The organism is Marinobacter panjinensis (genome assembly GCF_005298175.1).
GTDB lineage: Bacteria > Pseudomonadota > Gammaproteobacteria > Pseudomonadales > Oleiphilaceae > Marinobacter > Marinobacter panjinensis.
The window spans coordinates 2,989,708-3,014,721 of record NZ_SZYH01000001.1; the positions used below are offsets into that span (position 1 = coordinate 2,989,708).

General features: G+C 57.8%; 20 protein-coding genes. 8 read left to right on the forward strand and 12 right to left on the reverse strand.

Annotated elements, in window-relative coordinates; genetic code table 11:
• Positions 1–34: 34 nt before the first annotated feature.
• From FDP08_RS13690 to FDP08_RS13705, 4 genes are all read right to left on the reverse strand, one after another.
• Complete coding sequence (locus FDP08_RS13690) at positions 35–1,159, reverse strand: HupE/UreJ family protein (protein WP_137436684.1); 1,125 nt, start codon at positions 1,157–1,159, stop codon at positions 35–37.
• A complete protein-coding gene (locus FDP08_RS13695; RefSeq protein ID WP_228263311.1) occupies positions 1,156–2,262 on the reverse strand; it encodes a tetratricopeptide repeat protein in 1,107 nt (368 codons plus the stop codon). Before FDP08_RS13695 ends, FDP08_RS13690 begins: the two co-directional genes overlap by 4 nt.
• A 79-nt stretch (positions 2,263–2,341) precedes the next feature.
• Entirely contained in the window at positions 2,342–2,584 is a 243-nt protein-coding gene (locus FDP08_RS13700) for a hypothetical protein (RefSeq protein WP_137436685.1), read from the reverse strand.
• Between the two features lie 12 nt (positions 2,585–2,596).
• Complete coding sequence (locus tag FDP08_RS13705; RefSeq protein WP_137436686.1) at positions 2,597–4,066, reverse strand: DUF4331 domain-containing protein; 1,470 nt, start codon at positions 4,064–4,066, stop codon at positions 2,597–2,599.
• Between the two features lie 171 nt (positions 4,067–4,237).
• Between FDP08_RS13705 and FDP08_RS13710 the strand changes: the two genes are divergently transcribed.
• Both FDP08_RS13710 and FDP08_RS13715 read left to right on the forward strand, forming a co-directional pair.
• Positions 4,238–4,795 (forward strand): sigma-70 family RNA polymerase sigma factor, encoded by a 558-nt coding sequence (locus FDP08_RS13710; RefSeq protein WP_137436687.1) that lies wholly within the window; start codon positions 4,238–4,240, stop codon positions 4,793–4,795.
• Positions 4,792–5,499, forward strand: a complete 708-nt coding sequence (locus FDP08_RS13715; protein WP_137436688.1) for an anti-sigma factor — start codon at positions 4,792–4,794, stop codon at positions 5,497–5,499. The genes FDP08_RS13710 and FDP08_RS13715 overlap by 4 nt, the downstream gene beginning before the upstream one ends.
• Before the next feature lie 15 nt (positions 5,500–5,514).
• On the opposite strand, the gene FDP08_RS13720 is transcribed toward FDP08_RS13715, so the two are convergent.
• Complete coding sequence (locus tag FDP08_RS13720) at positions 5,515–6,936, reverse strand: HDOD domain-containing protein (RefSeq protein WP_137436689.1); 1,422 nt, start codon at positions 6,934–6,936, stop codon at positions 5,515–5,517.
• A gap of 203 nt (positions 6,937–7,139) precedes the next feature.
• Here FDP08_RS13720 and FDP08_RS13725 point away from each other — a divergent pair, with 203 nt between their 5' ends.
• The 3 genes from FDP08_RS13725 to FDP08_RS13735 all read left to right on the forward strand — a co-directional run bounded on the left by FDP08_RS13725 (position 7,140) and on the right by FDP08_RS13735 (position 9,788).
• Positions 7,140–8,147 carry a methionine ABC transporter ATP-binding protein gene (locus FDP08_RS13725; RefSeq protein ID WP_137436690.1) on the forward strand — a complete coding sequence of 336 codons (1,008 nt, stop codon included), beginning with the start codon at positions 7,140–7,142 and terminating at the stop codon, positions 8,145–8,147.
• Positions 8,147–8,824, forward strand: a complete 678-nt coding sequence (locus FDP08_RS13730) for a methionine ABC transporter permease (protein ID WP_137436691.1) — start codon at positions 8,147–8,149, stop codon at positions 8,822–8,824. Before FDP08_RS13725 ends, FDP08_RS13730 begins: the two co-directional genes overlap by 1 nt.
• A 181-nt stretch (positions 8,825–9,005) precedes the next feature.
• A complete protein-coding gene (locus FDP08_RS13735; RefSeq protein WP_137436692.1) occupies positions 9,006–9,788 on the forward strand; it encodes a MetQ/NlpA family ABC transporter substrate-binding protein in 783 nt (260 codons plus the stop codon).
• A gap of 76 nt (positions 9,789–9,864) precedes the next feature.
• Here FDP08_RS13735 and FDP08_RS13740 read toward each other — a convergent pair whose 3' ends face one another.
• Together FDP08_RS13740 and FDP08_RS13745 are read right to left on the reverse strand one after the other, a co-directional pair.
• On the reverse strand, positions 9,865–10,518 hold the full coding sequence (locus FDP08_RS13740; RefSeq protein WP_137436693.1) for a peroxiredoxin: 654 nt from the start codon (positions 10,516–10,518) through the stop codon (positions 9,865–9,867).
• A gap of 136 nt (positions 10,519–10,654) precedes the next feature.
• On the reverse strand, positions 10,655–12,016 hold the full coding sequence (locus FDP08_RS13745; protein ID WP_137436694.1) for an alanine/glycine:cation symporter family protein: 1,362 nt from the start codon (positions 12,014–12,016) through the stop codon (positions 10,655–10,657).
• Between the two features lie 231 nt (positions 12,017–12,247).
• On the opposite strand from FDP08_RS13745, the gene FDP08_RS13750 reads away from it, so the two are divergent.
• The 3 genes from FDP08_RS13750 to fghA all read left to right on the forward strand — a co-directional run bounded on the left by FDP08_RS13750 (position 12,248) and on the right by fghA (position 14,573).
• On the forward strand, positions 12,248–13,159 hold the full coding sequence (locus FDP08_RS13750; protein ID WP_137436695.1) for an alpha/beta fold hydrolase: 912 nt from the start codon (positions 12,248–12,250) through the stop codon (positions 13,157–13,159).
• Positions 13,160–13,279: 120 nt separating this feature from the next.
• Positions 13,280–13,702, forward strand: a complete 423-nt coding sequence (locus tag FDP08_RS13755; RefSeq protein ID WP_137436696.1) for a CBS domain-containing protein — start codon at positions 13,280–13,282, stop codon at positions 13,700–13,702.
• Positions 13,703–13,727: 25 nt separating this feature from the next.
• Entirely contained in the window at positions 13,728–14,573 is an 846-nt protein-coding gene (fghA, locus tag FDP08_RS13760) for an S-formylglutathione hydrolase (RefSeq protein WP_137436697.1), read from the forward strand.
• 10 nt (positions 14,574–14,583) lie between these two features.
• On the opposite strand, the gene FDP08_RS13765 is transcribed toward fghA, so the two are convergent.
• The 5 genes from FDP08_RS13765 to FDP08_RS13785 form a co-directional block, all read right to left on the reverse strand.
• Entirely contained in the window at positions 14,584–15,705 is a 1,122-nt protein-coding gene (locus FDP08_RS13765) for an HD-GYP domain-containing protein (RefSeq protein ID WP_137436698.1), read from the reverse strand.
• 94 nt (positions 15,706–15,799) lie between these two features.
• On the reverse strand, positions 15,800–18,673 hold the full coding sequence (locus tag FDP08_RS13770) for an EAL domain-containing protein (protein WP_137436699.1): 2,874 nt from the start codon (positions 18,671–18,673) through the stop codon (positions 15,800–15,802).
• Positions 18,660–19,136 carry a response regulator gene (locus FDP08_RS13775; protein WP_137436700.1) on the reverse strand — a complete coding sequence of 159 codons (477 nt, stop codon included), beginning with the start codon at positions 19,134–19,136 and terminating at the stop codon, positions 18,660–18,662. Before FDP08_RS13775 ends, FDP08_RS13770 begins: the two co-directional genes overlap by 14 nt.
• Positions 19,129–22,767, reverse strand: a complete 3,639-nt coding sequence (locus tag FDP08_RS13780; protein ID WP_137436701.1) for a PAS domain S-box protein — start codon at positions 22,765–22,767, stop codon at positions 19,129–19,131. The genes FDP08_RS13775 and FDP08_RS13780 overlap by 8 nt, the downstream gene beginning before the upstream one ends.
• Positions 22,764–25,010 (reverse strand): ATPase, T2SS/T4P/T4SS family, encoded by a 2,247-nt coding sequence (locus tag FDP08_RS13785; protein WP_137436702.1) that lies wholly within the window; start codon positions 25,008–25,010, stop codon positions 22,764–22,766. The genes FDP08_RS13780 and FDP08_RS13785 overlap by 4 nt, the downstream gene beginning before the upstream one ends.
• Between the last annotated feature and the right edge of the window lie 4 nt (positions 25,011–25,014).

Sequence of the window (25,014 nt, forward strand, 5' to 3'; positions counted from 1 at the left end):
CCCCGGATATCGCAAGATACCGGGGCCCTGAGCCTCAGATCGCAGTTACCCTCTGCGCAACCCAATACAGGCTGACTGCACCAACGGCAATCAGCATCACCGGTACGGCAGCCTTGCCGTAATGGTTTGTTTTCCCCCACAGATAGAATATCGGAAACAGAAGAATCAGCAGCACCAATTGCCCGAGCTCCACACCGATGTTGAATCCGGCGAGGGCCAGGACAGTCTGCGATATGCCGCTGGTGAGGTCTCCCAACACGCTGGCAAAGCCGAAACCGTGTATCAGCCCGAACCCGAACGCCAGCTTCCAGGTCTTTTTGCCCAGTACGGGCCACATCACGTTCATCGCCGCTACGGCAATGGACAGCGCAATGACGGCCTCTACCCAGGCAATCGGCAGTCGCACGATCTCAAGCGCCGCCAGAACCAGAGTCATGGAGTGAGCAACAGTAAAGGCGGTGACGATACCGGTCAGTTCCCGGAGTCGCGGCTTCAGCCCGGCTCGCTCTGTGCCGTTGGGCTTACCCAATGTGGCCGGCAGCATCAGCACCAACAGAAACAGGATGTGATCAAGGCCGATCAACAGGTGGACGATGCCCTGGTACACAAAGGCTCCGAACAGTGCCAGGTTGCCTGGCGCTCCTTCGGAAGTCAGTGAAAAGTGACGGTTGTCCGGTGCCAATACGCCCAGCGTGCTGAATTCGCCGGATTCAAGGCTGACCAGGCCACGATGCAACGGGTCCTGGGCAAACAAGAGCCGGTATTCCAGGGTTTCGGGTACCGAGCCGTCGGGGCAGTCCACCGTGTAGCGACTGGCAGCATAGGGCCCGTCGCTATGGCTGGAGAGACCCCATTGTTGCCCTGTCATCCGACAATCGCCACTGGCATTGGAGAGCGTGATCCCCTGCTCTGTCCATCGGGTTATCCGGTCGCGGCTGGCCCGTAGTTCGGAGCCGCTGAGTTTCTGGTCCCCGTTTCGGTCCAGTGGCAGCACCAGCGCCAGGTCCCGCAACGCCACATCAATTCGGATTTCGGACTGGTGCTGATCCACGTAGATAAAGCTGTCGCTGGCCTTATGGGCCTGCACGGCACTGGAAATCAGCAGCAATAGCAGACCTGTCAGTAGCGCAAATGGCGCCAGGTGCTCCGACTGTTTCATGATCCAGACTCCGGGTAACGGGCATCGGTTTGAGCGTGTTCCTGCAGCCACAACCTGACCTGCTGTGCTGGCTGGTCATCACCCGCTGCGTGTGCGGCACGGAGCAGCAGGCGGGTATCGAGGGGCTCGCGCTGTTCACGCCAGTTGCTTTGCGCAAACGACAGTGCAGTTTCGGCATCTTTCTCGATATCAAGCTGGAAGCGGGCCAGATCCCGCTGGTGAAGAAGGTTGCCGCGCCACCGGGCTTCCGCGAAACGCTCCCTGAGACGCTCTGCCAGTGTCCCGGCAGCCGGGTGCCCCGAACGGGCCATGGCGATCGCCCTGATAACAGCAAGGGCGTCCACGTCTTCGTAACCTTCCGTCAGGACCAGTGTTCTTTCGGTCTGATTCTGGCCAAGATGCCAGTCCGCTAATTGGGTACGGGTGTAAAGGTCGTCGGGGCTCACGCTGAGCACTGCCTGCCAGTGGTCAGCCGCCTCGGGCTTGCCCAGTTGCGCCGCAATATCGCCCAGAGTTCCCTCTGCCCACAATTGGCTGGTGGGGTCGGTTCTCGCAGCGGCGGCGTGGTGCTGGAGGGCCTGATAGGCTTTCCGGGGGCTGCCTGTGCGGGCATCCAGCTGGGCGAGGCAGCTCGCGGCAATCAATCCGGGATGGCGTTGCTGTAAGTGGTTACAGTGCGTTCGGGCGGCCCTGTAGTTTCCCTGCACGGTTTCCAGGTTGGCAAGCAGCAGCATCGCCTGAGTCTTTTGCTGTGGGTTGCCGGCTCCGGAGATGACGCTGTCGAGATCGTTCCTGGCCCTGTCAAAACGGTGCAGGCTTTGCGCCAGGGTGGCCCTCAGCACCAGTAGCCGGTCGGTCATCTTGCCCTGCCACTGCTGCAGTGCGCCTTCGGCATAGCCGAGGAAACGTGGATCACCGCTGCTTCTGGCCCGGTCAATCTGGCGGCGAACAAGGTCTGCCAGCTGTTCCGGTGAATCCGGTGTTGCCGGAGCGGTCAGGGCCGGCTCCGGCAGCTCAACGAGAATGTCGGTATTGTCGAAATCTGTCTCAATGGGACCCGGTGCGGCGGTTGCACAGGTGCTGAAACCAGCCAGCCCTGTCAACAGCAACAGCCCAACACAAAAAGCCCTGCCCGGTCGGGCAGGGAATGTGCTCGCCGGCACTGAGAGCCGGCATCGGGTCTTATTGCATGAACAGATCGTCGAAAGCCTGTTCATTATTCTGGTCATTGAAGCTGAACTCCTGTTTGTTGATCTGGACCGCTTCGCGAGTGTTATCGGTGTTTTCAATCTGTGTTTTCACGAAAGCCGTGAAATCAACAGACGGGTCCGGCCTTGGTGACCGGTCGCTGCTGGAGCCGTTAAAGCAGCCAGTGAGCGTGACTGTCACCACAACCAGGCAAGCTGTTTTAAGAAATAATTTCATCATGGCCTCCTGTTAGCTGTTGGGTGAGCCCGCGATCGGGGTGGCCAGGTACGGGAAGGTTTCCCTGAGCTCGGTCGGGTCCAGCTGAACGCCGTCCGTGTACTTAAGATCACCATCCGGTGCGTCGGCGGGATCCGCCAATACGCCCATGGCGACACGCAGCGAGATGTCTACGGTGTCATCCACCGGGCGACGGCCATTGGGGAAGCCGGCATTGTCACCACCAAGCACACCCAGATCGTTCTGGATGGCCGCTGCGGTGGTTGCGATGGCCGGGTTCAGGCGCAACATTTCCGACGCTGTGACGCCATCAGGCCCGTTCAGATCCGGCACACCGGTCAGGAATGCGGTGATCAGGTCATTACGTGGGAAATTATTGGGCGCCTCCACCGGGAAGAGTATTTCCAGTAGTTCCGGCAATGTCGGGTGGGTGACATAGGTGGCAAATTGGCCGTCATCCTTGGGTTCGCTGGTGTTGAACCCGTCCTTGTCTTTCAGACCGATGACCACCTCGTTGACCAGCGGCATACCCAGACGGGATACCTGGGTCCAGGCGCCGCCCTCTACCGTAGCCCCCTTGCCGTTTGCCGTCGGTGCCGGGTTGATTACCCGGGCCTGACGCACGCTGGCGGTGGTCCATCCACCGATCACAGGGTCGCCAGAGGCCGTTGCTGCAGTGCCTGTCAGGCAAGCGGTGGGCACTTCCAGCGCAAATGAGGTCACGTTCTTGTCGGCAAGGTCACCCGGGCCTTCGCCATTGCGGGGGCCGAGGGGGTTGGTGTTTACCAGATCGAAAATCTCGCCGAGGTTGACCGCGAATGCTTCCTTGCGTTGTCCCACAAACACCTGGCCGTTGGTGCCACAGCCGGGAATGGCGATGTCAAAGATATGCCCATTGGCATAGCCTTCGTAGTCTGCGAACGACTTGCCTCCGATGTTGTCCAGCGGCTTGGCAAAGGTATCGGTACCGGTGCTGGCATTGGTGGCGGTCTGCACAGTGCCGGTACGGCGGTCACCACGGATCACCGATACGGTGTATTCCTGGCTGAACTGAACATTATCGCCATTGCTGGCATCGCCGATGTTCTTGAGCGGCACCGAAACCATTTCCTGCTGGCCGTCAGGCCCGACCGGCAGCTGGATGTCGTTCAGTATGTCGGAGAACTGGAAACGGAAGGTGAGGTCTTCCTGCGCGTTACCACTGTTATCGATGTGGATTTCGTAAACGGCATCCTCGTCCAGATCGAAGTAATTGGGGCCGCCGTAAGCGTCCTGTAACGGCAAGTAGTTGGCGATAAGGGTGACGAAGGCTTCACGTCCGGTCTCGTAACTGCGGAACATGTAGAAATCGGTACCGTCGACTTTGGGCACTTCTGTAATAAAAGGTGCTTCACGGTGGCTGGAAGCCTGTGTCAGGCCGGTGGTCAGGCAGAGTCCGGCTACCGCAAGTGCGAGGCCGGAGCGTTTAAACAGTGTGTTCATTCCATTTTCCTCTTCTGTTATTGATGTTGCAGAGGAGGGAACGGAGCGGGCGCAACGAAAGATGCAGTTGTCATCAAAAAATTTGCCACGGTTGTTTCCGGGGTGCATCGTTACGGCGATAAGGACCGTAATACCGATAGAAAATCTGAAAACAAACAAGTGGAAACGGATATGACGGCCATCGATACCGAACAGGACGAACTCATGGGGCTGCTGATTGCAGTCGCCCGTGAGGACCGGCAGGCGTTCCAGCGACTGTATGACAAAGTCTCTGGCAGGATGTTCGGGCTATGCCTGAAGCTGGCCAGCCAGCGGGATCTCGCCGAAGAGGCGGTACAGGATGCCTTTGTGCAGATCTGGCACCATGCCGGTGAGTACCACAACGAGCGTGGCGCACCCCTGAGCTGGATGCTGACCATTGCCCGTTACCGCACTCTGGACCTGATGAGGTCCCGTAAGGCGAAGCAGACATCAGGCGATAGCCACCTGGACCATATGGAAGACGGGCGCGAAGGACCTCTGGATGTCTCACTTCGCAGTGCGGGGGCAGCTGAACTTACCGGCTGCCTTGAGGAATTGTCCGAGTCACAGCGGGACAGCATTCTGCTGTCGTATTACCGGGGCTTTACCCACGATGAGCTGTCAGAGGCGTTGAGCTCTCCTGTTGGAACCGTCAAAAGCTGGATCAGACGCGGTCTGATGGCTCTGAAGAGGTGCCTGGAGCGATGAAAAAGACACCGGAAAGAATTGAAGCACTGGCGGCAGAATATGTTCTGGGCTCCCTCCGGGGGCACGCTCGCCGCAGGTTTGAGCGCTGGATGATGGAGTCGGTCCGGGTCCGTCAGGAGGTCTGGTTCTGGGAGCAAAAACTGGGGCACCTGGGTGCGCGGATAGAGGAAGAAACTCCTCCGGCCTCGGTATGGTCGGGTATTGAGCGGCGGCTATGGCCGCAAAGCCGGGACACGAAACCGGTGACTGCGGCCAATGACGGCGCTGGCCGCTGGATATGGCCCGGCTGGAGCCTGGTTGCAACGGCAGCAGCACTGGTGCTGGCGGTTGTTCTGCTGCAGCAACCGGCACCGCAGGATGACCAACGCTTGTCTGGTGCGATTGTGCAGGCGGACCTGAGCGATCCATTGTGGCTGGTAAGCGAGTCTGCGTTTGAAAGGCAGCTGAAACTGCGGCCTGTCGCCGCCACAGCGGCTGAGCAGGGCAAGGATTATGAGCTCTGGATAGTGCCGGAGGATGGTCAGCCGGTGTCACTGGGGGTAATGCCAGTGGGTGATACCTACCAGGTTACCCTCGACGACGAGACCCGGGAGCTGCTCAGCAACAGCCGGACCCTGGCCATCAGCCTGGAGCCCCTGGGCGGGTCACCGACGGGCGCGCCCACCGGTCCGATCCTGCACGTAGCCAAGTTGTATGAGCTCTGATCCGCCGATAGCGGATCAGTTGCTCGACAGCAGCGTAATGCACAGCTGGGCGTTCTGGACAAAGTGGCCGAACGCCGTTAGCTGGTCCTCAGAGGGCACGTAGTCGGCGGCCGCATTGTCGGCATAGAACAGGCCCACAAGTCGCCCCTTGGCTTTTAAAGGGCCGACAAGTGCCGGCACACTGCCCAGCCAGCGATCATAGGGGACGTTTTCTTTCCCTGACTTGGGCTGGTAGACGTAACAACTTGCATGGGGCAGCAAAGCACCCAGCGGACCCGTGCCGTCCTTGCGCACGGTGAAACTGTCTTTCCAGCTCTCGGTACCCTTGCCCCCCAGTTTACGGGGAATCAGTTCCAACCCGCTGCGGTCGCTCATCAACAGCACCACCCGTTGCATCCCCACGGCCCGGTGTATACCTTCGATGACCAGTTGACACACCTCGTTGATATCCGGTTTGTCGGTCAGGCTGTGGGTCAGGTCCCGGAGAATCTGCAGCTGCAGAATAGGGTCCACCTCTGGCGCTTGCGCGGCTTCCTTCCCGGTATCCGACTGACTGCCGGGCATCAGGGCGGTCACCTGTGGAATGCCCAGTGAAACCGCCACCCGGGCTGCTTCGCCGGCATTGACCTTGAGCCGATCCCGGACCGCGGCGGGGTTTTCTCCGATGTCATTGCCCAGAGCCTCCATCACTGCTTCCATTTCCTTGCCGCGCCATCCGTTCTCGGACAGCTTCGCCATCTCAACGGAGTGACGGACCAGGCTGGCTGCCTTTGAATTGGGCTGCCCCGGTGCTACCACTTCCTTGATGAACGGTCCCAGTGACCAGGCGTCAACCAGGCCCCGGGTGATCTCGGAGAAGGTGGTGTGAAGCACCGCTTTCTGCGCCTCCACCGGTGGTTCATCAGCGCGCAGTTTCGCTTCCAGCTCAGCCGCCTGCTCGGTCTCGCAGGACCAGAATGCCAGCTCGCCGATGTTCATCAGCAGTGCCCCGATGAAAACCTCTTCGAGTGCATGTTCGTTACGCTTTGGCAGCAGGCAGCGGGCCTGAACGGCGGCGTGAATGGCGCGGGCCAGGCAGCGAAGCAGGTGGGGCCGGTCGTTGCGTGCGAGCAGGGAGTCCACAATCAGAGAGGAGATGGCCATGGACTTCACCGCGTCAAAACCGATCAGGGTGATGGCCCGGCTGACGGTGCTTACCTGGGTGCGGGTCTGGTTATAGAACACCGTATTGGAAAGCCGCAGAACCTGGGACGTAAGCTGAGCGTCATTAAGAATGACGTTGGCCAGTTCGTTGACTGTGCTGTTGCTGCTATCGGTGAGTTCGTCGATCCTGCGGAGCGTGTTTGCCAGCACCGGCAGCTCAACCTTGCTCAGATACGTGACCCATGCCTGGGTGGAATTCATCCTTGAGGGCGGAGTCTCGGGTTTTGTGGTCAAAATATCGTGCGCCTCGGAGGGGGTATTAAAAGGTTCTTTTAAAGGACGAGTTTAGTTCAGTAAGGCGGCTCGTGTCAGGTAACGAATGGTGTACGGGGATATACCAAGGCCCCGGATTCGGGTTTGATGGCCGATTGGTTTATAATCGCGCGCTTTAACGTTGCACCCACGAGGTGCTGACAACGCGCTCACAAGGCAAAGCTGTGATTGTATTTGACCAGGTACAGAAGTCCTACCAGGTAGGTGGGCGGGCGATCCCCGCGTTGCACCCGACCAGTATGACCATTGAAACCGGCGAAGTGTTTGGCATCGTCGGCCACTCCGGGGCGGGCAAATCCACCCTCGTGCGTCTGATCAACCTGCTGGAGCCTCCTACCGGCGGCCGCATCCTGATCGATGACGAAAATATCACCGGCTACAACGCCAGTGACTTGCGGGCTTTTCGCCGCAAGGTAGGGATGATCTTCCAGCATTTCAATCTGCTGTCCTCGAAAACCGTGGCGGATAATATCGCCTTCCCCATGAAACTGGCCGGTATCTATTCCCGCACCGAAATCCGTGATCGGGTGAACGAGCTGCTGCAGCGTGTCAGCCTGGTAGACCAGGCGAACAAATACCCGTCGCAGCTCTCCGGCGGGCAGAAGCAGCGCGTGGGTATTGCCCGCGCTCTCGCCTGCCGCCCGACAATCCTGCTGTGTGACGAAGCCACCAGCGCCCTGGATCCGCAAACCACCCAGTCGGTACTGAAGCTGCTGGCAGACATCAACCGCGAGCTGGGCCTGACCATTGTGCTCATCACCCACGAAATGGACGTGGTACGCCGGGTCTGCGACCGCGTAGCGGTGATGGACGCCGGTGAAGTCGTGGAAATGGGCGCCGTCAGCGATGTCTTCCTGCATCCGAAGCACCCCACCACCCGGGATTTTGTCTTCGAGAGCGAGAGCATCGACCGGGAGGACATGCAACGGGACCTGGCACAGGCACCGGGACGCATCCTGCGCCTGACCTTCCGCGGCGAATCCACCTACACGCCGCTGCTGGGCAGTGTCGCGAGGGAATCCGGCGTGGATTTCAGTATCCTGTCCGGCCGCATTGACCACATCAAGGACACCCCCTACGGCCAGCTGACCCTGTCACTGGTAGGCGGTGATCTCGATATCGCCATGAACGCCTTTGAAGCGGCGGATGTTCACGTGGAGGTGCTGCGCTGATGGAAGCCTTGATGGGAGACCTGCTGACGAATGTAGACTGGACAGAAATAGGCTGGGCCAGCTGGGACACCCTGGTGATGGTGGGCATGTCACTGCTGTTCAGTGTACTGATCGGGTTGCCGCTGGGAGTACTGCTGTTTCTGTTCGGCAAGCGCCAGCTGCTTGAGCAGCCCGTAGCTTATGCGGTGCTGTCGTTCGTGGTAAACGTGCTACGGTCCGTACCCTTTATCATCCTGCTGATCGTAATGATCCCGTTCACCGTAATGCTGATCGGAACATCGCTGGGTGTGGCCGGTGCTATTCCGCCACTGGTAGCAGGCGGTGCGCCGTTCTTCGCACGGTTGGTGGAAACTTCCCTGAGGGAAGTAGACCGGGGCATCATCGAAGCCACGCAGGCCATGGGCGCAACGGTAAAGCAGGTTGTTTTTGGTGCCTTGCTGCCCGAGGCCTTGCCCGGCATCATCGCCGGTATTACCGTAACGGCCATCACGCTGGTTTCTTACGCAGCGATGTCGGGCGTTGTTGGCGGTGGTGGCCTCGGTGATCTGGCCATCCGCTTCGGTTATCAGCGGTTTCAAACTGATGTAATGGTGATCACGGTTGCACTGTTAGTTATCTTTGTTCAGCTGCTGCAAATGGCGGGTGATCGCCTTGTTCTATATTTCAGCCGAAAGTAACGAAAGTTCGGAATAGGTCTGCGGGTGGAAACAGCTTCCGAAAACGTGGAGCGCCATGGATGGCGCGACCGAGCCCTACATGGATGTATTTACGGGCGTTTTTCGGAAGCTGTTTCCAACCGCAGGCCGTAATCCCCGACTAGACCCATTCGTTGTCGAATTTCAACAGGAGAACAGATCTATGAACCTCAAGAAAACATTAGTAGGGCTGGCTGCCGCAGCCACTTTCTCTGGCGCCGTATCCGCTGAAGAACTTTCGGTAGCCGCCACTCCGGTACCCCACGCTGAAATCCTGGAATTCGTTAAGCCCAAGCTGGCGGAACAGGGTGTGGAGCTGGACGTTAAAGTATTCACCGATTACGTTCAGCCCAACGTGCAGGTAGACCAGAAGCGGATGGACGCGAATTTCTTCCAGCATCAGCCGTACCTGGACGAATTCAACGATGGCCGTGGTACCAACCTGGTTAGTGTTATCGGTGTGCATGTTGAGCCGTTCGGCGCCTATTCCAGCCGGATCGATTCTCTTGACGAGCTGAAGGATGGTGACACGGTTGCAATACCTAATGACCCTACCAACGGCGGCCGTGCACTGTTGCTGCTGCAAAAGGCCGGACTGATTACTCTGGAAGATAACAGCAAGATCACTGCGACACCTCGAGATATCGCCGAAAATCCCAAAAACCTTGAGTTCAAAGAGCTGGAAGCAGCGACCCTGCCTCGTATTCTCAACCAGGTAGACCTGGCGTTGATCAACACCAACTACGCACTGGAAGCGGGCCTGAAACCGACAGAGGATGCGCTGGTGATTGAAGGTGCAGAGTCACCTTACGTAAACATTCTGGTGGCCCATGAAGACCGTGCTGACGAAGAAGCCATTCAGAAGCTGGCCGAAGCGCTGACCTCCGAGGACGTACGGAGCTTCATCGAAGAAAACTACGAGGGAGCCGTGGTACCGGCGTTCTGAATTTATCTGGAAACAGTACGAGGAAAGCCGGGCAAATGCCCGGCTTTCCTGTTTCAGTGGGTCAGTTTTGGCGAGATCAGTCACCACTCCAGTTGGAGCGTGGATCCGGCGTCATCCGCAGGTAGGACTTCACTACCTTGTAGCCTTTGGGGAAACGTTCCTTGATCTCGTCCTCATCCTGCAGAGACGGCACGATGACCACATCGCCACCGGCTTCCCAGTTACCCGGTGTAGCTACTTTGTGTTCGTCGGTCATCTGCAGTGAATCAATCACCCTGAGAACTTCGTTGAAGTTACGACCGGTGCTGGCCGGATAGGTGATCATCAGCCGGATCTTCTTGTTCGGGTCGATCACGAACAGCGAACGAACCGTCAGGGTGTCGTTGGCGTTGGGGTGGATCATGTCATACAGATCAGACACTTTCCGGTCATGGTCGGCAATGATCGGAAAGTTCACTGCACAGCCCTGGGTTTCGTTGATGTCCTTGATCCACTCCTTGTGAGAATCCACCGGGTCGACACTCAGGGCAATCGCCTTGACATTACGCTTGGCAAATTCGTCCTTCAGCTTGGCGGTCAGCCCCAGCTCGGTGGTGCATACAGGCGTAAAATCCGCCGGGTGCGAAAACAATACGCCCCAGCCGTCGCCCAGCCAGTCGTGAAAACGGATCCTGCCTTCACTGGAATCCTGCTCAAAATCCGGTGCGGTATCTCCCAGACGTAAACTCATGGTGTTTCCTCCTTTGGCGATACAAAACCCGGCCTCATAGAAACGCCGGCATAATAGCTCAGTCTATATGATAAACAGTGGTGACGAGTGAGAGAAAACCAAGGGTAGTTGATCTACCTCACCCGCCACCAGCGGTTCATTCATTCACACCGAGGGAGCGCTCTTTCTCGAAATGCTCGCGGGTCAGCTTGAACACCACCGGACTGAGTAACAGCAATGCCACCAGGTTGGGCAGGGCCATCATGGCGTTGAGCGTGTCTGCGATCAGCCAGATCAGGCCCAGGTTGATGGTGGCGCCGACCGGGATAGCGAGGATCCAGACAATGCGGTAGGGCACAATGGCCTTTACACCAAACAGGAACTCAATACACCGTTCACCATAGAACGACCAGCCGATAATGGTGGTAAACGCAAAAATCGCCAGGGAAATGGCGACAACGTAATTGCCGAACCCGGGCAGACCTGTCTCAAACGCCAGGGAGGTCAGCGCGGCACCGGTCTCGCCGGACGTCCAGGCCCCGGAACTGATAATGACAAGGCCGGTGATGCTGCACACGATAATGGTGTCGATAAAGGTGCCCAGCATGGCGACCATACCCTGGTTGATCGGGTTTTTGGTCTGCGCTGCGGCGTGAGCGATGGGCGCAGATCCCAGGCCCGCCTCGTTGGAGAAAATACCCCGGGCCACACCGAAGCGAATGGCAGCCCATACCGCGGCGCCTGCGAAGCCACCCTCAGCCGCCACCGGGCTGAAGGCGTGGGTGAACACCATGGCGATGGCGCCCGGAAGCTGGTTGGCGTTAATCGCCAGTACCACCAGACCCACCAGAACATAAGCGATGGCCATAAACGGTACCAGGGCACTTGCAACGTGCCCGATGCGTTTGATGCCGCCAATCAGTACCAGGCCCACCAGCACCATCAGTACCAGGCCCGTTACCCAGTGCGGCAGGGCAAAATTGGTCTGAAGGACATCGGCCACGGAATTGGCCTGCACGGTGTTGCCTATGCCGAAGGCTGCCACCGCAGCGAATATGGCAAAGAGCACGCCCAGCCAGGCCCACTTTTTACCAAGCCCGTTTCGGATGTAATACATCGGGCCACCCACGTGGGCGCCGCGCTCGTCCACTTCCCGGAAACGGACTGCCAGTACCGCCTCCGAGTATTTTGTGGCCATCCCCACCAGGGCTGTCAGCCACATCCAGAACAGCGCCCCTGGCCCGCCCAGAAACACCGCAGTCGCAACGCCGGCAATATTACCGGTACCGACCGTGGCAGACAGTGCGGTCATCAGGGCCTGAAACGGAGGTATTTCACCGTCCGATTCGATACCGGTACGGCCTTTCCACATCAGCCGGAAACCGGCACCGAGTTTCAGAACCGGCATCAGTTTGAGGCCGATGCTCAGGAACAGTCCGACACCGAGAATCATCACCAGCATGGGGGGACCCCATACCAGTGCGTTTATGCTGCTAAAAAAAGACTCTAAGGCTTCCATGGGAATCTCCCTGTGTTTCTGCCATGGTTTGAAGGCGCCATCCGCGAAAACAGCCGGAACGGGTTTCGGCTTCGCGTAAGCGTGTAACCTTTTGAGTTTATACGCTTATTTTCGTCTGTAAATATTCACGGCGAAGATTTTCCGGCTCTGGCGCACCATAGGCCTTCAGAGCTATTGGATAAGCGGGTTCCCGGGTTAAGCTGTAGGCTGGTTTTATCCGGAGTCTTATCCATGCCTGAAAGCGTTCATGTCCAGGCCGGTGCCCTGTCCTTTTGCGTGGAAAGCCGTGGCAATCCCGACGGTGAACCGGTGATATTTGTCATGGGACTGGGAGCGCAGATGACCCTCTGGCCGGAGGCGTTGCTGGACCAGTACGCAAATGAAGGCTTCCGGGTCATTCGTTTTGATAACCGTGACATTGGCCTGTCCTCTCATTTGGAAGACCGCCTTGTGGGGCACCCGGTAGCCGTGATGGCAAGGCATCGGATGGGGCTGCCAATCGATGCGCCCTATACTCTCCACGATATGGCGGATGACGTTTGTCAGGTGATGGATGCTCTGGGCCTGGCCAGTGCCCATCTGGTGGGTGTTTCCATGGGCGGCATGATCAGCCAGCTGGTGGCAGCGAACCACCCGGAACGCGTGCGCTCAGCAACCCTGATCATGACATCCACTAACAGTCCGCGCCTGCCAATGCCAAGATCGACGCTGATCTGGCGCCTGGCCGGCGTTGGTGCCAAAGGTCACGATGAAGCATCGGTGGTGGCCCGCTCCCTGGATTTCTGGAAGGCCATCCAGAGCCCCGGTTTTCCGCCCCGGGAACAGGACGTGCGGGATCGAATCGTGCGGGATTACCGGCGCAGCTATCATCCTGCCGGGATCCTGCGCCAGACCCGTGCCATCCTGGCCACTGGCAGCCTGTCGTCGGCGACACGGCGTATCCGGGTACCGGTCTCGGTGATCCATGGCAAGGCTGATCCGCTAGTGCGGCCGGTGGCAGCAGAGCAGCTGGCTTACCTGATGCCCCATGCCCGTATTGAAATGATCGAGGGTATGGGCCATGACCTTCCTGAACCGTTGCTGCCGCATTTTGCGGCCATTGGCTTTGAGACCATGGCGCAGTCGTTGTTCCACGGGCATTGATCATTGCTCGTGAACGCGAAACCGATCGCAGCTGTGAGGTTTATACTTCCAGTTTTCGCCCCCATTGCCTATGTTTATAGAAGGAAGTATCCGGAACATTACTGGTCAGGGAGCCTGCCAATGCAATCATTGAAAGTATCCGATGTCATGTGGAATCACATCGAGCCTGTGCGCTGTGGCACGCGGTTAACCAAAGTGGTTAAGACGTTGCTTCACAACCACGTAACGGGCTTGCCGGTTGTGGATGACCACCGCAAGGTTATCGGTTTCATCTCGGAGCAGGATTGTATCCATGCCCTGCTGGTGAGTAACTATCACCACGAAGGTGATCCGTTGGTAGATGACGTCATGTTCCGCAATCCGGTGACCATATCACCGGAAATGTCCGTGGTGGATCTGGCCCAGAACCTGGGTGCCGGAAAACCCAAGGTCTATCCGGTGGTGGACCACAACCGCCTGATTGGCATCGTAACCAGAACGGCGATCCTGTCTGAGCTGGCAAAGGCCGGTTTCGGTATCGATGTGCCCAGATACGCGTTGTGAAATTCCTATAGACCCAGAGGTGACCATGGAACTGCTCTCCACCAACGTCTGTTTTGACGGTGAACACCGTCGCTACCGGCATCATTCGGCGGCGCTGGACTGCAACATGGAGTTTGCGGTGTACCTGCCCCCGACTGCCCTGGGTACCAATGCGCGCCCGGTGCCGGTGCTTTACTGGTTGTCAGGGCTGACCTGCACCGACCAGAATTTCATGCAGAAGGCCGGCGCCCAGAAGAAAGCCGCCCGGCTTGGTATGGCCATTGTTTGTCCGGATACCAGTCCCCGGGGGCTGGACCTGCCCGGCGAGGATGACAGTTATGATTTCGGCAGTGGTGCCGGGTTTTATGTAAACGCCACCCGTCAGCCCTGGGCGCCTCACTACCGCATGTATGATTATGTGGTCAAAGAACTGCCGCAGCTGGTGGAAGGCCACCTGCCAGTAACCGAGGATCGCAGCATCAGCGGACATTCCATGGGCGGGCACGGTGCCCTGATTGCGGCGTTGAAGAATCCGGGGCAGTACAAGTCGGTGTCTGCCTTTGCCCCCATTGCCAATCCCAGCGAATGCCCTTGGGGGCAGAAAGCCTTTAGTGGCTATCTGGGTGATGACAGGACAGCCTGGGAGGAGTGGGATGCCACAATGCTGATCCCTACGGCCAGGGAGCGGTTACCGCTGCTGGTAGACCAGGGCACCGCAGACGAGTTTCTCGACAGCCAGCTTAATCCGGATGCGCTGGCAGACGCCTGTGAAAAAGTGCACCACCACATCAATTTGCGGATGCACCGAGGGTACGACCACAGTTACTTCTTCATTGCCTCGTTTATCGACGATCACCTGGAGCATCATGCCCAGGCGCTAGGGCTGAAATAGTGGTCAGGCGCTAGCGAAATCCCCATAACAGCCCGAAATCCATGGACGGCATGACTTCGGGCTGCTCTATAGCCCTGACGTTGAATTCCAGCAGGCTGCAGTCCCGCTCAAACGTGCCATTGTAACGATTGCCCCGTGGACCGATGATCGCTTTGGCAAACGGTCCCCGGTGCCGATGGGGGCGTCTTACGATCACGGCCACCTCGTTATTGGCCAGCCTGACCAGTGTGCCAGGCGGATACTCGGTAAGCACGGTCAGCAGCGCGCGGGGAATTGCCGGACGAAACTTGCCGTTGGCCAGCGAGGTGATCAGTTTACGGGCTTCCACAACGTTCATTCGCTCCCGGTATGCGCGGCGTGTAATCATCGCGACATAACGCTCTGCCAGCGCGAGGATTTCCGCCTCACCCCGGATATCAGTACCGCTGAGCCCTTGCGGATAGCCCGAGCCGTCTGCCTGTTCGTGATGCTGGGCAATGATTTTCAGTAATATGGGGCTGGTTATGTCGGCGTCTTTCAGTGCCTGGATGCTACGTGCCGGATGCTTGCGTATCACGGCGCGCTGGTCATCGGTCAGTACCCGGTTGGAGGCATTCAGCTTGTCGGCCACCGGTACCAGCGCCAGGTTCGCTGTCAGCGCGGCGCTGATCAGCACGGCGATCCGCTTGTCATCAAGCCCGAATCGGCGTGCGGTAAACTGGCAGAGGATGGCGTAGAACAGAATCTGTTCGTGAATGGTGGGCTCGATGGAATACAGGTGCACCAGCGCCAGACTGGCTTCCGGCGACTCCTGGCACATCTGGTCAATCATTCGCGACAGACCCAGCACTCGTTTGAGAGCACTCTCTTCCCGCCTGGTAATGGCATTGAGTGTCGATTCCAGTGTCTGCAGCAACAACGGGTATTCCGAAAACGGGTTGAGAACCCGGGTGTCCTCCAGAATCTCATCCTGCGGGCGTTCAATTTTGCGGGGCTGGAAAAGGCCACGCTCAAACAGCTGCTCAAGCTGAATGTCATTCTGAATAACGTAACCCTGACGCAAAAGCACATTGCCGTCGGCGTCGAAGACCGTCCAGGGTAAAGGCTTTCCAATGGTCAATGCGCCGGGTGCGATACGGACAAGATTCGGCACTCTGTCGCTTCCTGATGCTTGTAGTAATAATGCTTAAGTCTAACTCTGAATCCCTGTTCAACTCCAGAAAGAACCGGTCAGCCTCTCTGGGTAATCAACTGACCGTGGCCCGGTAGTAGAGAAACGCCTGCTGGATATGCTCACGTATCTGCTTGTCGTCCCAGGGTTTCGTGAGGAACTTGTAGATAGCCCCTTCGTTGATGGCGTCGGTGACCGACTTCAGGTCGGTATACCCTGACAACACGATGCGAACGGTTTCCGGGTGAATCGCTTTAACCGCACTCAGAAAATCGGTGCCGGACATCTCAGGCATACGCTGGTCAGAAACAATCACCTGCACCTGGTTTGCGGCGAGCAAACTGAATGCCTCTTTGACACTGGTGGTGGCCAGTATGCGATAACCATCACGCCGCAGTAACCGGGTCAGTGCACGCAGTATGTTTTCTTCGTCATCCAGCAGGAGCAGCGTTCGCTCCTGCTCGCTACGGTCACTGGTACGGGTTGCCAATGTGTTCCCCGCACCCTGGTCATTCAGAAAAGCCAGTAGATCATCAAACGGCATGGGCCTGGCAAAAGCGAACCCCTGAAGAAGGTCGCAGTGGTTTTTCCGCAGGTAGGTGGCGTGTGCTTCGGTTTCAACCCCTTCGGCGACCACCTCCAGGCCCAGGTGATGGGCCATGGAGATAACACCCTGAGTGATGGCGGCATCGCTGCGGTTCTCGATAACATCCTTGATAAAGGACCGGTCAATCTTGATCTTGTTGGCGGGCAGCAGCTTGATATAACTGAGGCTGGAAAAACCGGTTCCGAAATCATCAATGGCAATATGGACCCCGAGCGCGCGAATGGCATGGAGGGTATTGATAACAACATCCGTGTCCAGGAGTACCGCGGATTCCACCACCTCCAGCTCCAGACTTTCCGGCGGAAGACCGAACGCCTTGAGGGCGTTGGTGACTGTAAGAATAAAGCCTTCTTTGCGTAGCTGGATCGGCGATACGTTGACCGAGATAGAGCAGTGTCGGAAGCCCCGCGAGTGCAGATGAACCATGTCGCGACAGGCCTTCCGCAGAACCCATTCACCCAGTGCGATGATCTGCCCGGTTTCTTCCGCCAGGGGGATGAAATCAGCGGGGGAGATCAGCCCCCGGGTAGGGTGTTGCCAGCGAACCAGGGCCTCGACGTTCCGGGTCTGCCCGGTGTGGGCATCAATCAGTGGCTGGTAATACACTGACAGCTGCTCCTGATCAATGGCATCCTGCAGCTCATTTCGCAGGGCAACCCGGTAGCTGGCTTCTTCATTGAATTCCTGGGAATACCATTGGTAAGTGTTGCGCCCCTGCTGCTTCGCACGGTACATGGCCAGGTCGGCCTGTTGCAGCAGCGCCATGGGTTTATCAATGCTGCCATCGGTAAAGGATATGCCGGCACTGGCTGTGAGATGAACGGTTTCGCCATCCAGGTGATAGGGCTTGGCAATTTCATGAATGGCGGTTTCAACGACGATCACAGCGTCTTCGGCCTGGGCCAGATCCGGCAGCAATATGATGAACTCGTCACCGCTGATCCGGGCAACGGTGTCGCCGGAGCGCACCAGTGCCTTCAGGCGCCTGCCCACTTCAACCAGCAACTGGTCGCCAAAGCGGTGCCCGAGAGAGTCGTTGATCAGCTTGAAACCATCCAGGTCGAGAAACAACAGGGCGATGGTCCGCCCATAGCGTCGGGATAACTGGCATGCCTGGCTCAGCCGGTCTTCGAGCAGGGTGCGGTTTGGCAGCCCGGTGAGGACATCGTGGCTGATATTGAACGCCAGCTCGTGTTCGGCTGATTTGCGCTCCGAGATATCATTTTGAACACCGATAAAATGGGTGATCTCACCCTGCTCATCGCGCATGGGCGAGATGTACAGGTCATTCCAGAACGGCGTGCCATCCTTGCGGTAGTTTCTCAGCACTGCCGAGATGTCGGTACCCTTTTTCAGGCCGCGCCTTATTTCCGCGAGCCCCTGCTCGTTGCTGAGATCGAACACGTCCCCCTGAAGGAAGCGACAGTTTCGCCCGAGCACATCCGCCGTGTCGTAACCGGTGATTTTCTCGAATGCCCTGTTGGCGTAGATAATGGGCAGATCGTCCTGCCGGGCATCGGTAATAAGGATACCGTTAGAGCTCGACTCGATACTGCGTTTGAACAGCCGGAGCTGGCGGCTGTTATCCAGCTGAGAGGTGACATCCGTGATCATCAGCACCTGCAGGGGGCGATGGTTGATGGTCATGTTGGTGCTGACCATTTCTACGATCATTTCCTCACCGCCGCGGCGCTGGTGTCTTTCCAGTGTCCCGCCTTCCCGCAATAGAATGCCCTCGGACGATAGCCTGGGCGATGTGTGAACAGGAGCGCGAAGTTTATCCAGCGTCAGACTGTCCAGCTCGTCGTTGCTGTAACCGTAGAGTGCCCTGGCAGCTTCGTTCATGGAGACCAGGGCCAGCGAGCCCGGTGCCACCAGACACATGGGGGCAGGGTTGCTTTCAAACAGCAGCCGGTAGTGACTCTCACTGTTCGCCAGGCTTTCTGTCGCCATAGCCCGGTCGATGGCGTAGCGGATACTGCGGATCAGGGTATGGCCGTCGAGGCTTCCCTTGACCAGATAATCCGCCGCCCCCAGCTCTACGGCGCGCACATCCAACTCATCATCGCCCTGACCGGTCAGCAGAATAAAGGGCGTGGAGATGCTCCGTTCCCGGGCTTCCCGGATCAGGTCGATTCCGGAATCCGGGCCCAGCCGAAGATCCACGAGGGCTACCGCGTAATCACCCGTCTCCAATGCGGTAATGCCCCCGCTGGCGGAGTCGACCCAGTCCAGCCGGGTGCTGACCGGGCTGCTGTCCTGCAGGAGGTCGCGGGTAATCAGGTAATCGTCTTCGTCGTCTTCTATCAGCAGGATTCGCAGCAAAGGTTCAGTCTCGGTCATAACGTTTCGGTCTTATTGGCAAGGTCGCCGTCGTTGTCCAGTAGCTTGTCAGTGACGAAACAACGTCCAGCAGCCCTGAATAGCTCGATGGTTTGACAATGTAGGAGTTGGCGCCAGTGTCGTAACAGTAACGAATGTCGTCTTCGTTGCCCGAGGTTGTCATGACAATCGTCGGGATTGTTCGCAGACTGGAATTGGACTTGATCTCCTGCAATGCCTCCCGGCCGTCTTTCAGTGGCATGTTCAGATCCAGCAGTATCAGGTCCGGGCATACACTGGGTCCGTCAGGATTATCCGGTAGTTGCTCCTCTCCGTTGAGCAAACGCATCAGTTGAACACCGTCGTGGGCAAAGCAAATCCGGCAGTCTTGGCAGCGCTCCGCGAACGCCTCTTTCATCATTAGCCGGTCGTCAGCGTCATCTTCGGCAATCAGAATCATCAGTTTTGTTTTGCGATCAGTCATTGCTGCGTCCTTTCATCTGATTGCTGGTTGGAAAGTGGATGCGGAAAGTCGTTCCATGATCGACTTCGCTTTCAACGGATACCGTTGCGCCATGGCGGTCCAGTATCTTTTTCACGATCGCCAGGCCGATGCCGGATCCGGGGAAGGCCTGTTTGTGCAGCCGTTGGAAGGGTTGGAAAAGCTTTTCAACGTAGCACTGGTCAAACCCTACTCCGTTGTCACTGACAACCAGCGTCCAGTGGTGGTCTGTGCTGTCTTCAGGGTAGACCAATATGTGCGGGCTTTGGCCAGGCTTGTGGAACTTGACGGCATTGCTCAGCAGATTCTGGAAAACCTGCCGGAGCTGGGTGGCATCACCCTTAACAGTTGGCAGTGGTCTGGTTTCGATGACCGCGTTCACCCGCGTGATAGACGTTTCCATATCCTGCAGCACCTCGCCCAGAATACGGTTGGTGTCGCAAACGGATAATGGCAGCGCCCGGGTCGTCACTCGGGAGTAGGTAAGAAGGTCCTGGATCAGGGACTGCATGCGTCTGGCGGCGGATTGCATCCGCTGCAGATAATCCTGCTCCTGATCATCAAAGCTGTCTGAACGGGTCAGTAGCCTGTCCGAGAAAGCCTGAATTTTGCGCAGGGGCTCCTGAAGATCATGGGAGGCAACAAAGGCAAAGTCCTGCAGCTCGCGGTTGCTGCGCTCCAGTTCAGCCATGGTGTCTTCCAGCTTCTTTTGCGCCTGTTTACGCTCATTTATGCTGCGATAGTAGACGGCCAGGCCTTCATCGGAAGGGTAGGCACTGACTTCCATCCAGGTATCCAGGGGGGCGTAATAGGCCTCGAAGGATACCGACTTGCCGGTCGCCATGGCCAGTTGGTAGTGCCTTTCAAACTCGCTGCCTTGCGCCGCGGGGAACATCTCCCAGAGGGTGTTGCCCAGAAGTGCGTCACGGCTCTCTTTAAGCAATTCCTCCGAACGCCGGTTGACGTAGGTAAACCGCCATTCACGATCGAGGGTAAAAAAAGCATCGGTGATGCTTTCGAAAATGATTGCCTGACGCTCAGAAAACCTCCGGATCTGCTCCATGGCCTGGTGGGAAGCGGTGATGTCCTGTAGGCCGCCCTGTATCTCCACGATCCGACCATCCTCGTTTTTGACTGCCTGTCCGATGGCTCGCACCCATCGTAAACGGCCGAGCCGGGTGCGTACCTGGACTTCTTCATCGAAGGGGATGCCGGTCTGTATACACATGTTCAGGGCATTGGTGATGGTTTCCCGGCTGTCTGGTGTGTAGAACCTGAGTGCCTCATCAAGGGCCGGCACTTCACCAATCGGTATCTCGAAGATATCGAACATGACATGAGACCAGCGGATTCGATCCGTGCCCACATCCACTACCCACCCGCCGATGCGCGCTGCTTTTTCGGCAATTTTTAGCACCGCCTCACTTTCCCGGAGCTTTTCCTGGGTGTGCCGAATTTCTGTGGTGTCACGGGCTGCCACATATATTAGATCGTCTGAGCTGAGGGTAGCGCTGAGTTCAAGCCAGTGCTCCGATCTATTTCTGTTGATGACCCGGACTTGAAGATCTCTGATGGTCTGTCCGGCTATCAGTGCACTTACAGCTTCCTCGACCCTGGTCCGGTCGTCCTTGTGGATCAGTTGCATATAGGAGGCACCCAGCAGTTCTTCGCGCTCATAGCCAAGCACGTCCACAAAGGCGTTGTTGAGTTCGAAAAAGTGGCTGTTCAGGTCAACAATGCAGAACATGTCCGGCGATAACGAGAAAAACTGTTCCCGCTCCCGCATCAGGGTTTCCGCCACCAGCTGGTCGGTCATGTCACGGCCCACACAGAACAGAGCCTGATCCTCCTCTGACCATTCCGCCGTCCACGACAGGGTGACAATGTGGCCGTCACGGTGGCGCAGGTGGTTGCGAAAGCCATCAGTGACCTGGCGTTCGCCAGCCATGAGTTTACGCATTTCTTCTGCCGTGGCTTCCCGGTCTACGTCCGGTATCAGAAGGTTGTAGGGTTCACCGATAAGCTGATCCGGCCGATAGCCCAGAATATCCTCCGCCGCAGGATTAATGGAGGTGAACAGCCCCCTTGAATCGATGGAGCACAGAATGTCCCGGGAAAACTCCATGATTCGTTCATTGGTCTGCCTGAGCGACAGCTCTCTGGCAAGGTGGGCATTGACGGTGTCGTTGAGTTTCCGAAGGCTGTGGGAGCGGCGCTCGGATTCCCGCCAGAACAGGTGGCTGAGCATCATCAGGAAGCTGAGAACCAGGCCGGTAAACAGGACCAATGGCGGCAGGTAAAGTACGGTAGCTGGAAGCCCACCTTCGCGGGTGTACACTTCAATCTGCCACTGGCTGTCATGGTGGGTGTTGGTATTTCGGGTTGCCAATGGTATTCGTGTTCCCCTTGCTGTATTCGGAGAAAGATCGAAAATTGGAATATTCCGGTAGTAGACCTTCAGGCTCAGGTCACCGTCGTAGTGCTTGAGCAGGCTGCTGTAGGCATCACCCAGATCAATAATCGCAAAAACGACCCAGGGCTTTTCGACTGCGGCCCTTGCGGGAGATGCGATCATGGCGTACATGCGACCGTTCTCATCCGGTTCCGGCGGGCTGAGATGCGGTCGACCGGTTCTGGTCACGTGATCCAGCCACTTCTGGTTGTCAGATGCTCTCAGAAAACTGTTCAGCCAGTGCCTATGTTGCTCCCCCCGGGAATGAACACCGGCGGGCTGTCGGCTCGGGTCCAGGATGCCTATAAGCTGGATCTCTCGAAAGTCGTTCAGGTAACTCTGTGCTTCCTGTGCCCATTCGCTTTGTGCGGGTTTACCTGTCAGCAGGAGCTGTCGCTCTGCAAGTCTGCGTATGAGCGCCAGGTCGTCACTGAAGGTTGCGGCGCTGGACGCCTTCAACTGCTCAGCCAGAACCTCCGCCCTGTCCTGCAGGCTATTGCTGTTCTGGACACGCATGGCGTGCCAGGTGATGGTAGTCAGTGCTATGCCAAACACGCCGACCAGCACCAGCCTGGATGAAAAATCCGGCAGGTCACGCAGGTGGATGGTGTGAAGACATGGCAGAACCAGGCCCAGCAGGATCGCCAGTGGGCTGACAATAATGGTTGACTCAGCAATGGTGCCAAGGCTGAAGGCCCCGAGTGGCGGATGCCAGTGGGAAAACAGTGAAAGCAGGCCCAGTGCTACTACAGCAAGGCCGCATACCAGTCCTGCAAGCCGCCCCTTGCGAAGGTAGAGTGCAGCAAGCAGGGACAGCTCCGTGAGCAGAACCACCAGTAAAAGAGGTTCGCTGATGGCAAGAAAATCAAGCGAATCTGCGGCTGGTAGCCGCGGCAAAACAACCTGAACAAGGGCGATGATGCTGGTAAGGCAGGCCAGTACAATGGCCGCCGGAATCCTGCGAAACACCAGTGCCAAAAGTGAAGCCCCGATTAATATAGAGACCAGCCCGCCGCCAGGCGAGAGCGAAACCCGCCCGTTGGCACTGGCGCTCAGGGAGTAGTGATCAAATAAGATCACCAGCCCGATGGTTATCAGGGCAATGGCCAGGGACAGCACAAGGCAGAAGCGCCCAATGACCGGGTTGCGGTCCTCCTTCATTCGTTCAACACCTGCGGCCCAAGCAACCTCAGGATTTCGTCCGCGGTAGTCAGGCCGGCACGGAGCTTTTCCAGGGCATCGTCCAGAAGCACCCTCATGCCCTGTTCCCGGGCGATGGATTCTATCTGCATGGCGCTGGCGCCCTCGGTAATGGCAATCCGCAACTGATGATTCATGGTGAGCACTTCGTGGATGGCCACCCGGCCCTTGTAGCCTTTATGGCACTTGTCGCAGCCCTTGCCCCGGTAAAAGATCAGTTCCGGCGACATGAATTCGGGCCCCAGCTGTTCCAGTATTTCCGTAGGGGCCTCCGTCTGCTCGCAGCAATGGGGGCAGATTCGCCGCACCAGGCGCTGGGCGATGATGGCCTCCAGAGTAGATGCCAGCACGAACGGCTTCAGGTTGAGGTCCAGCAGGCGAGCCACAGTGGCGGCGGCGGAACTGGTGTGCAAGGTGGAGTACACCAGGTGGCCGGTCATGGCAGCGTGGAAGGCGACGTCGGCGGTTTCCTCGTCGCGGATTTCACCCAGCAGGATTACGTCCGGATCCTGTCGCAGAATCGCACGGAGTACGCTGGCAAAGCTCAGGCCGATACGGTCCTTTACCGGTACCTGGCCCGCCATGTCCACGTGAAACTCCACCGGGTCTTCGATGGTGACGTAATTGCGCTCCGGTGACGCATTGTGTTGCAGCAGGGCATACAGGGTGGTGGTCTTGCCACTGCCGGTGGGGCCGGTGGCCAGGATAATGCCCTGGGGTTTGGCCACCACATGCAGCAGGCGCTTCAGATTGTGCTCCGACAGGCCCATGTCTTCCAGGGACTGGGCGGAGGACTGCCGCTCCAGAACCCGCATGACCACTTTTTCGCCATTGATGGTGGGCAGGGTGGAAATCCGCAGGTCGACAATCTTCATCGGCGTCTTGACGGTGATGCGCCCGTCCTGGGGCTTGCGCCTTTCGGTAATGTCCAGCTCCGCCATCACCTTGATGCGGGACACTACTGACATCAGCAGGTTGGTGGGGATGTGGATCTTGTCCTGCAGCACGCCGTCAATGCGGTAACGCACCACCAGCGACTTGGTGCGGGGGTGTACGTGGATATCGCTGGCCCCCAGGCGCAGGGCTTCCAGGATGATGGCATTGACCAGGCGTATGGCCGGTGGCTCCTCGGAACTGCCCAGCAACTGCTCCAGAGATTCGTTGTCACTGTCTTCGTCCAGGACAATTTCAATGCCCTCGTAAGGGTCATCGGTGCCTACCTTGGTGGCGATGTCGTCCAGCTCGCTGGTTTCGCCGAAAATCTCCGTCAGCTTGGCCTGCATCTGGGTGGTTTCGCACAGCAGCGGGTGGATGGTGTAGCCGGTCATAAACCCCAGTTCGTCAATCAGGTTCACGTCCATCGGGTCGACCATGGCCAGGCGTAATCGCTGGCCCTGAACTCTTAGTGGCAGCACTAGCTGGCGGGTGCAGATTTTCTGGGGCACCAGCGACATCAGGGCCGGGTCGGGCTGGAATTCGCGGAGATCGATTTCCTCGAACAGCATATCGTCCCGCAGCATCTCGAATACCTTGCGGAAGTCGACCCACTCATGCTTGAGCAACTGGCGGACCACGGGGGTTTTATGGCTCTGCATTTCCCGGTGCAGCTGCTGGATCTGCTGGGGGTTCAGCCAGCCTTTCTTGTGCAGCAGGATGGCAAGCTGGCTGCGGTTGGTGGCCGTCAGCTTGCTGATGGTTTCCAGGTCCTTGTGCTGTTTTTTGGTCTGTTGCTCCAGGGCCCGTGTGCGCTGGATCAGTTCATACTGTTCCAGGGCCAGGGCGATGGTCAGGCGAATATCGTCATCATTCCAGGGCTTGAGAATGAAACGGTAAACCGCCCCTTCCTTGATCGAGCCCATCACGGCATCGGTATTGGCGTGTCCAGTCAGCATGATGCGGATGGTGTTCGGCCAGCGTTCGCGAACGTCCTTCAGTAATTCGCTGCCGTTCATGCCGGGCATCATGAAATCGGTCATGATCAGCTCGACCGGCTGTTTTTCCATGATACGCAGGGCTTCATTGCCATTGTTGGCAAACAGCAGTTCGTAATTCTCGCGCTGGAACACCCGACGCAGGGACGCCAGGATATTGGGTTCGTCATCCACCAGCAGCAGCCGGTAGGGCGCTTTCTTCTGCTCGGTTACGGGATCGGAATTGTCATCCGGCTCCTGATTGAAGAACAGCGAGGCGTAGCGTTTGGCCATGATC